A 6,423-nucleotide genomic window follows, 5' to 3' on the forward strand; every position below is an offset into this window, starting at 1 on the left:
CCGATCGCGAAGGATCCCCATGCCACGCTCGACCCCCGCCCACGTCGCCACCGTCCGCAACAAGGTCCCGGACCCGACGGCGTCGTTCTGGATCGTCAAGGTCCTCGCGACGACCGTCGGTGAGACGGCCGCCGACCTGATGAGCGAGACGCTCGGACTCGGCCTCCCCCTGACCACGGTCGTGATGGGCGCCGTGCTGGTGCTGTTCCTCGTCCTGCAGTTCCGCGCACGTTCCTACCGTCCGTCGGTCTACTGGGTCACCGTCGTCCTCATCAGCATCGTGGGCACGTGCATCACGGACAACCTCACGGACGGGCTCGGCGTCCCGCTGTGGCTGAGCACGACGGTGTTCGGGGTCGGCCTCGTCGTGGTGTTCCTCGCCTGGCACCGGGTGGAGGGCACGCTGTCCATCCACCGGATCGACACGGTGCGCCGCGAGGCCTTCTACTGGCTCGCGATCCTGTTCACCTTCGCCCTCGGCACCGCCGCGGGCGACCTCATCGGGGAACAGACCGGTATCGGGTACTTCCCGGCACTGCTGCTCTTCGCCGGCGGCATCGCCTTGGTCGCCCTGCTCCGCTTCGGGCTCCGGGTCGACGGGGTCGCGTGCTTCTGGGCAGCGTACGTGCTCACCCGGCCGCTCGGCGCTTCGCTGGGAGACCTGCTCTCGCAGCCGACGTCCGATGGCGGACTGGGCATCGGCACGATCACCACGAGCACGGTGTTCCTCGCCGCGATCCTCGTGGTCGTCGGGGCGACGTCCGTGCGGCTCCGGCGGTCCTCCGCTGCGCTCACCGACGGGTCGGTCGAGGCGGTTCGGCTCCGCCGGTCACCCGCGGCAGACTGAGCACGAACGTGGTCCCGCCCGGGCCGGTGGCGCCGACACGGACCGATCCCCCGGCCCGGACGGCGATCTCGCGGACCAGGGCCAGGCCGATACCGTAGCTCGTCCGACGCTCGGCGGGACCCGCCGCGGGCGTCCCGTGCGCGAAGCGGTCGAAGACCCGGTCCGGGTCGATCCCGGTGATGCCGTCGCCACGGTCCCGCACCGCGATCTCGACGGTCCGTGGCGTCGCCGTGACCCGGACCTCGACGTCGGAACCCGCCGGAGCGTGCCCCACCGCGTTGTCGAGGAGTGCGACGAGAGCTCGGCGGAGCGGCGTCGCGGACATCCGGACCGCCACGTCGACGAGGCCGTCGTCGTCGCCACCGTCTCCGCCGTGCACGATGCGCACGGCACGCTGCTCGGCGACCACCTGCAGGTCGGCGACCGCACCGTCGACCTCGGCGGACACCGGCGTCGCCGCCGATCCGTCGTCGCCGTCCATCGTCGCGGCCCGCAGCAGGTCGTCCACCACCGCCGCGAGCGACCGCGTGTCCTCGCGGAGGGCGTCGACGATGGGCGTGCGGTCGTCGTCGGCGGACATCCTGCGCTGCAGCTGCTGCACCCGCGCACTCATCACGGTGAGCGGCGTGCGCAGCTCGTGGCTCGCATCGGCGACGAAGGTTCGCTGCAGCCGCAGCGCCTCCCCCAGCGGCACGACCGCACGTCGGGCGACGAACCACGTCGCGAGCCCCGCGAGCAGCACCGCACCGGCGCCGATCACGGCCAGGGCGCCGAGCAACGCGTCGCGGTCGACGAAGATCCGCGTGGTGTCCGCCGCGTGCTGCTCGTGTACCTCGGTCGGCGTGGACTGCCAGAGCACGTACGCGAACACGAGGCCGACGATCACCACGACCAGCCCGGCCGACACGAGGGCGACCTGCACACCGATCCGCACCGCCGACCGCCGGACCGCGACGTCGTCCGCGTCACGGGTCACGGTGAACCGATCCGGTAGCCGGTCCCGCGGATCGTCGTGATGAGCTCACGGTCGGTCTTCCGCCGGATGTAGTGCACGTACGTGTCGACCGTGCCCTCGACCTCGCTGTCGCCGAACACGGTCGACAGGATGTGCGCCCGGCTGAACGCCGTCGTCGGTGCCCGGGCCAGGAGTTCCAGCAGGGCGTTCTCGCGATCCGTCAACTGGATCCGCCCGGAGTACGGCGAGTACACGGTCGCGGTGTCCGGGTAGAAGGTCCACGCACCGATCGGCAGCGGGTCCCCCTCCGACCGGAAGTCCCGCGTCAGGGCGCGCAACCGCGCGGCGAGCTCTTCGAACTCGAACGGTTTCACGAGGTAGTCGTTCGCTCCGGCGTCGAGCCCGGAGACCCGGTCGCCGAGCGCGCCGAGGGCCGTGAGCATCAGCACCGGGGTCGCGTCGCGTCGACGCCGCAGTCGGGCCACGACCTCGGCACCGTCGATCCCGGGCAGCCGTCGGTCGACGACCATCACCGCGTACATCCGGTCCGCCGCCGCGTCCAGCGCATCCTCGCCGCTCGTCACGAGCGTCACGTCCCAGTCCTCGCCGAGCACGTCCGCCACGAGGGGCCCGAGTCGCGGGTCGTCCTCGACGAGCAGCAACCGGTCCGTCCTCGTCACCGTGCCTCCTCCGGCGCGTCGCGGGTGGCACCGTCCGTCCAGCCTGGCACAGCCGTGGCAGGCTCGACCCGTGAACGAGCCGAGCAGCATCCTGTGGACGCTCGTCGGTGTCGTCGTCCTGGTTTCCCTGGCCACCCTCGTGCTCCTGCTCGCGCGCGCTCCGTCGCCGTGGGCGCCGGCGCTCGCGGTCGTGCGCGGCACGGTGCAACTGGCGCTGATCAGCCTGGTCCTCAGCGGCGTGATCCGTGACCCGCCCTGGATCGCCGCGGCGCTCGTGGTGATGTTCGGCGTGGCCACGACGACGGCGGCGCGACGGCTCGGCACGCTGCGGACCCGGCTCCTCCCCGTCGCCCTGGCGATGTCAACGGGGATCGTCGGTGCGCTCGCGGTCGTGTTCGCCACCGGTGCGATCGCCTTCACACCGCGGTACGTGCTCGCGATCGGGGGCATCGTCATCGGGAACGCCATGACGAGCGCCACGCTCTCCGGGCGACGGTTCGTCGAGCTCGTCGACGACCGGTGGGACGACGTCGAGGGCTGGCTCGCGCTCGGTGCCACCCCGCGGCAGTCGACCGCCGAGCTCGTCCGCCGGGCGGTCCACGCCGCGATGGTGCCGAGCACCGACCAGACGCGCACCACCGGACTGGTCACCCTGCCCGGCGCCTTCGTCGGTGCGATCTTCGGCGGGGTCTCCCCGATCGAGGCCGGACGCTTCCAGATCGTCGTCCTCGCCGCGATCATCGCGGCCGGTGCGGTCGTCGCGACGACGCTGACCCACACCCTGGCGCCGGTCCGGACCCGGCCCCCGAAGCCCGCCTGACAGCGTTTCTCAGAGGATCCTCCGAACGGGCACGCGACCGTCGACGGGTGCGCGCGAACAAGGTCCCGGCCCCCTCCACGTCCTTCTGGTCCGTCAAGGTGCTGACCACGGGCTTCGGCGAGGCGCTGTCCGACTTCCTGGTGCGACGGTTCGACCCCGTCCCGACGGTGCTCGTCACGGCGGTCGTCTTCGCGGTCGTGCTCGCCGTGCAGCTGACGAGCGTGCGGTCCTCGCCGTGGCGGTACTGGGGTGCCGTGGTGATGGTCGCGGTGTTCGGGACGATGGCCGCCGACGCGGCGCACGTCGCCATCGGCGTGCCGTACTGGGCGTCGACGCTGGTGTTCGCTCTCGCGCTCGTCGTCGTGTTCGTCGGCTGGCGACACACGGCGGGCAGCCTCGACGTGCACCACGTCGACACGCTGCGCCGCGAGCTCTGGTACTGGGCCGCCGTGGCCGTGACCTTCGCGCTCGGCACCGCCGTCGGGGACCTCGTCGCGTCGTCCGCCGGACTCGGGTTCCTCGTCGGCGGCCTGCTCTTCCTGGCTGGGATCGCCGGCGTCGTCGTGGCGCGCGGGCTCCGCATCCTCGGGCCCGTCGCCTCGTTCTGGGCCGCGTACGTGCTCACCCGTCCGCTCGGCGCGTCGTTCGCCGACTGGGTCGCGGTGGCGCCCTCGCGCGGCGGCCTCGGCGCCGGGACCGGACTCGTCTCGGCGGTCCTCGCGATCATCATCCTGGCGGCCGTGTCCGCACTCGCCTCCGGTCAGCGCAGGGGGATCCGGCCCGGCGGGCAGGCCGCCGTCAGGTCCTGACCCGTCCCGCTGCGCCAGCGGGGCACGCGACGATCGGGACGACCGACGGGAGGCGCGGTGCGGGCCGGCACCGCGCCTCCCGTCCGGCAGGCCCTACGACTCGTCGGTCGCCGCCGGTTCCGACGCGAGCGCCTTCCGACGCTGCGCGACCTGCACCGCGATGGCGACCGGGACCGCGGCGAGGGCGACCGCCCGCAGCCACGGCCGGTCGAACACGTGCCGCGTCGCGTGGTCGAGCGAGACCGGGCCGGGACCACCGAGTGCGAACATCGCGGCGGAGAAGCCGAGGAACGCCGGGAACTCGAACCCGCCGTCCGCGTTGAAGAAGCCGTTGGGCGTGTGGACGCTCGACGCGACGCCCATCGTGGTCGCGGCGCCGGCGCCGGCGATCGGGGTGGCGAGACCGAGGGCGAGTGCGGCGCCGGAGCCCGCCTCGCCGAGGCCGGCGAGGACGGCGTTGCGGCGACCGGGCCGGAAGCCCATCTGGTGCATGCCCTGGGCGGTGCCCTCGATGCCGCCGCCGCCGAAGGCGCCGAACAGCTTCTGGGAGCCGTGCGAGACGAGCACGGCGCCGAGGGCGATCCGCAGCAGGGTCCTGGCGGTGACGGAGGCGGTGGTGGTGCGCGAGCTCATGCGATCTCCCTGACGTCGGTGTGCGGTCGATCGTCGCGGTCGACCACGGTCCAGCAGACGGTACGCCCCGCCGGCCCGAGGCGGACCGGCGGGGCGTCCCGCGGTGTTCGTCGGGTCAGCTGGTGATCCGGCGCCGGCCGCCGACCCGGACGATCACCCCGGCGACGACCGCGCCCACGATCGGGGCGACGATGAACACCCAGAGCTGGGACAGCGGGGTCGCGCCGCCGTAGACGGCAGCGGCGATCGAGCGGGCCGGGTTCACGGACGTGTTGCTGACCGGGATGCTCACGAGGTGGATCAGGGTGAGCGTGAGCCCGATGCCGAGCGGGGCGACCGCCTGGTACTCCCGCTTGGCCGTGATCGACAGGATGACCGCGATGAAGACCCCGGTCAGCACGGCCTCGGTGAGGAAGACCGACCCGAGCCCGTACCCGCCGGGACTCGCCGACCCGTAGCCGTTCGAGGCGAAGCCGCCGTCCCGCGCGGCCTGGAACGCCCCGGACTTGCCGGAGAGCACGGCGGCGAGGATGCTCGTCGCGACGAGCCCGCCGACGACCTGGGACACGATGTAGCCGGCGACGTGCCGCGCGTCGGTGCGTCCGGCGGCGAGCAGCCCGAGGGTGACCGCCGGGTTGAAGTGGCCGCCGGAGATGTGCCCGACGGCGGAGATCCCCGCGACGAGCGTCAGCCCGAACGCCAGGGCGACGCCGAGGTAGCCGACGCCCTGCTGGTTGTCCGTGGCGCTCGGGACGTTCGCGGCGAACAGCGCGGTCCCGACACCGCCGAGGACGAGCAGGAAGGTGCCGAAGAACTCGGACGCGTACCGGGCGAGCGGCGACCAGGTCACGGCGTCCTCACGGCGCTGCTCGGAGGTCGATCCGCTCACCGGTTCGTTGCGTCCGCGGTTTCGGTCGCGGTCGGGTCGGCGCTGGGCCATGAGGGTCTCCTTCGGGTTCGTCTGTCGTCGTGGATGCACGCGGGGGCGTGTCGGTGGACGCCGCTCCCTGCGGCGCGGCCGGGACGGACGCCGCCGGTGGGTGGACCCGGGATCGGGCCGTTCCGGCGGTCGCCGTCCGCGGATGGGACGGGGTACACCAGACGGTGGTCACGCCGGCGGCGGACTTTCCAGACACGTCCCAGGAAGCCCCCGCGACGGCCGGGTTCGTGTCCCCCGGTGCCCGTCCCGCAGCCGTCCGGCGCGCAAAGCGGCCCCGGCGTCGCGCCCGCTGTCCTGTTCCCGCGCGGGTCCGGCCTGCCCCGCGCGGGTCCGTACTGTGCCGCGCGGGCCGGAGGGGTGGCGGGCGCCGCGCACCGGCGGTTCGCATGGTGCGGACTTGTTCACTGGGTGCGGTGTTGCCCGCTCGGTGCGGGGTTGTAGCGGAACACCCAGCGGGCAAGCTCGCACGGAGTGGCGGACGTCGCACCGTGCGGCGCCGCGCACCGGCGGTTCGCACGGTGCGGTTTAGTTCACTTGGTGCGGAGGTGCCCGCTTGGTGCGGGCTTGTAGCGGGGCACCCAGCGGGCAAGCTCGCACGGGGTGACGGACGTCGCACCGTGCGGCGCCGCGCACCGGCGTTTCCCACGGTGCGCGCTTTTTCACCGGGTGCGGGACTGCCCGATCGGTGCGGGCTCGGTCACTTGTTGCGGGGGGGGGGGGGGGCCGCGGCGGGCGGGTT

The 6,423-nt window shown here is 73.3% G+C and carries 7 protein-coding genes; 3 read left to right on the forward strand and 4 right to left on the reverse strand.

From position 1 onward, the window contains the following. Nucleotides 1–19: 19 nt before the first annotated feature. On the forward strand, nucleotides 20–847 hold the full coding sequence (locus ACNQOV_RS08765; RefSeq protein WP_022905524.1) for a membrane protein: 828 nt from the start codon (nucleotides 20–22) through the stop codon (nucleotides 845–847). Here the strand turns inward: ACNQOV_RS08765 and ACNQOV_RS08770 are convergent. Both ACNQOV_RS08770 and ACNQOV_RS08775 read right to left on the reverse strand, forming a co-directional pair. Continuing rightward, the gene (locus ACNQOV_RS08770) at nucleotides 792–1,823 is read right to left on the reverse strand and encodes a sensor histidine kinase (protein WP_416394174.1); all 1,032 of its coding nucleotides are present in this window, start codon (nucleotides 1,821–1,823) and stop codon (nucleotides 792–794) included. The genes ACNQOV_RS08765 and ACNQOV_RS08770 overlap by 56 nt on opposite strands. Further along, nucleotides 1,820–2,482 (reverse strand): response regulator transcription factor, encoded by a 663-nt coding sequence (locus tag ACNQOV_RS08775; protein WP_022905526.1) that lies wholly within the window; start codon nucleotides 2,480–2,482, stop codon nucleotides 1,820–1,822. The genes ACNQOV_RS08770 and ACNQOV_RS08775 overlap by 4 nt, the downstream gene beginning before the upstream one ends. Nucleotides 2,483–2,552: 70 nt before the next feature. Between ACNQOV_RS08775 and ACNQOV_RS08780 the strand changes: the two genes are divergently transcribed. Continuing rightward, a complete protein-coding gene (locus tag ACNQOV_RS08780; RefSeq protein ID WP_416394175.1) occupies nucleotides 2,553–3,302 on the forward strand; it encodes an ABC transporter permease in 750 nt (249 codons plus the stop codon). A gap of 47 nt (nucleotides 3,303–3,349) precedes the next feature. Further along, complete coding sequence (locus ACNQOV_RS08785) at nucleotides 3,350–4,111, forward strand: hypothetical protein (protein WP_416394176.1); 762 nt, start codon at nucleotides 3,350–3,352, stop codon at nucleotides 4,109–4,111. Nucleotides 4,112–4,204: 93 nt separating this feature from the next. On the opposite strand, the gene ACNQOV_RS08790 is transcribed toward ACNQOV_RS08785, so the two are convergent. Beyond that, nucleotides 4,205–4,744 carry a DoxX family protein gene (locus ACNQOV_RS08790; RefSeq protein WP_022905529.1) on the reverse strand — a complete coding sequence of 180 codons (540 nt, stop codon included), beginning with the start codon at nucleotides 4,742–4,744 and terminating at the stop codon, nucleotides 4,205–4,207. Between the two features lie 115 nt (nucleotides 4,745–4,859). After that, the gene (gene aqpZ / locus ACNQOV_RS08795) at nucleotides 4,860–5,633 is read right to left on the reverse strand and encodes an aquaporin Z (RefSeq protein WP_402262685.1); all 774 of its coding nucleotides are present in this window, start codon (nucleotides 5,631–5,633) and stop codon (nucleotides 4,860–4,862) included. Nucleotides 5,634–6,423: the final 790 nt, after the last annotated feature.

This window comes from Curtobacterium sp. LFS084 (assembly GCF_047977705.1).
GTDB lineage: Bacteria > Actinomycetota > Actinomycetes > Actinomycetales > Microbacteriaceae > Curtobacterium.

Bases quoted from the DNA above. Each gene is read 5' to 3' on its own strand.
- ACNQOV_RS08790 (WP_022905529.1), bottom strand. From the start codon at position 4,744: ATGAGCTCGCGCACCACCACCGCCTCCGTCACCGCCAGGACCCTGCTG.
- ACNQOV_RS08765 (WP_022905524.1), top strand. From the start codon at position 20: ATGCCACGCTCGACCCCCGCCCACGTCGCCACCGTCCGCAACAAGGTC.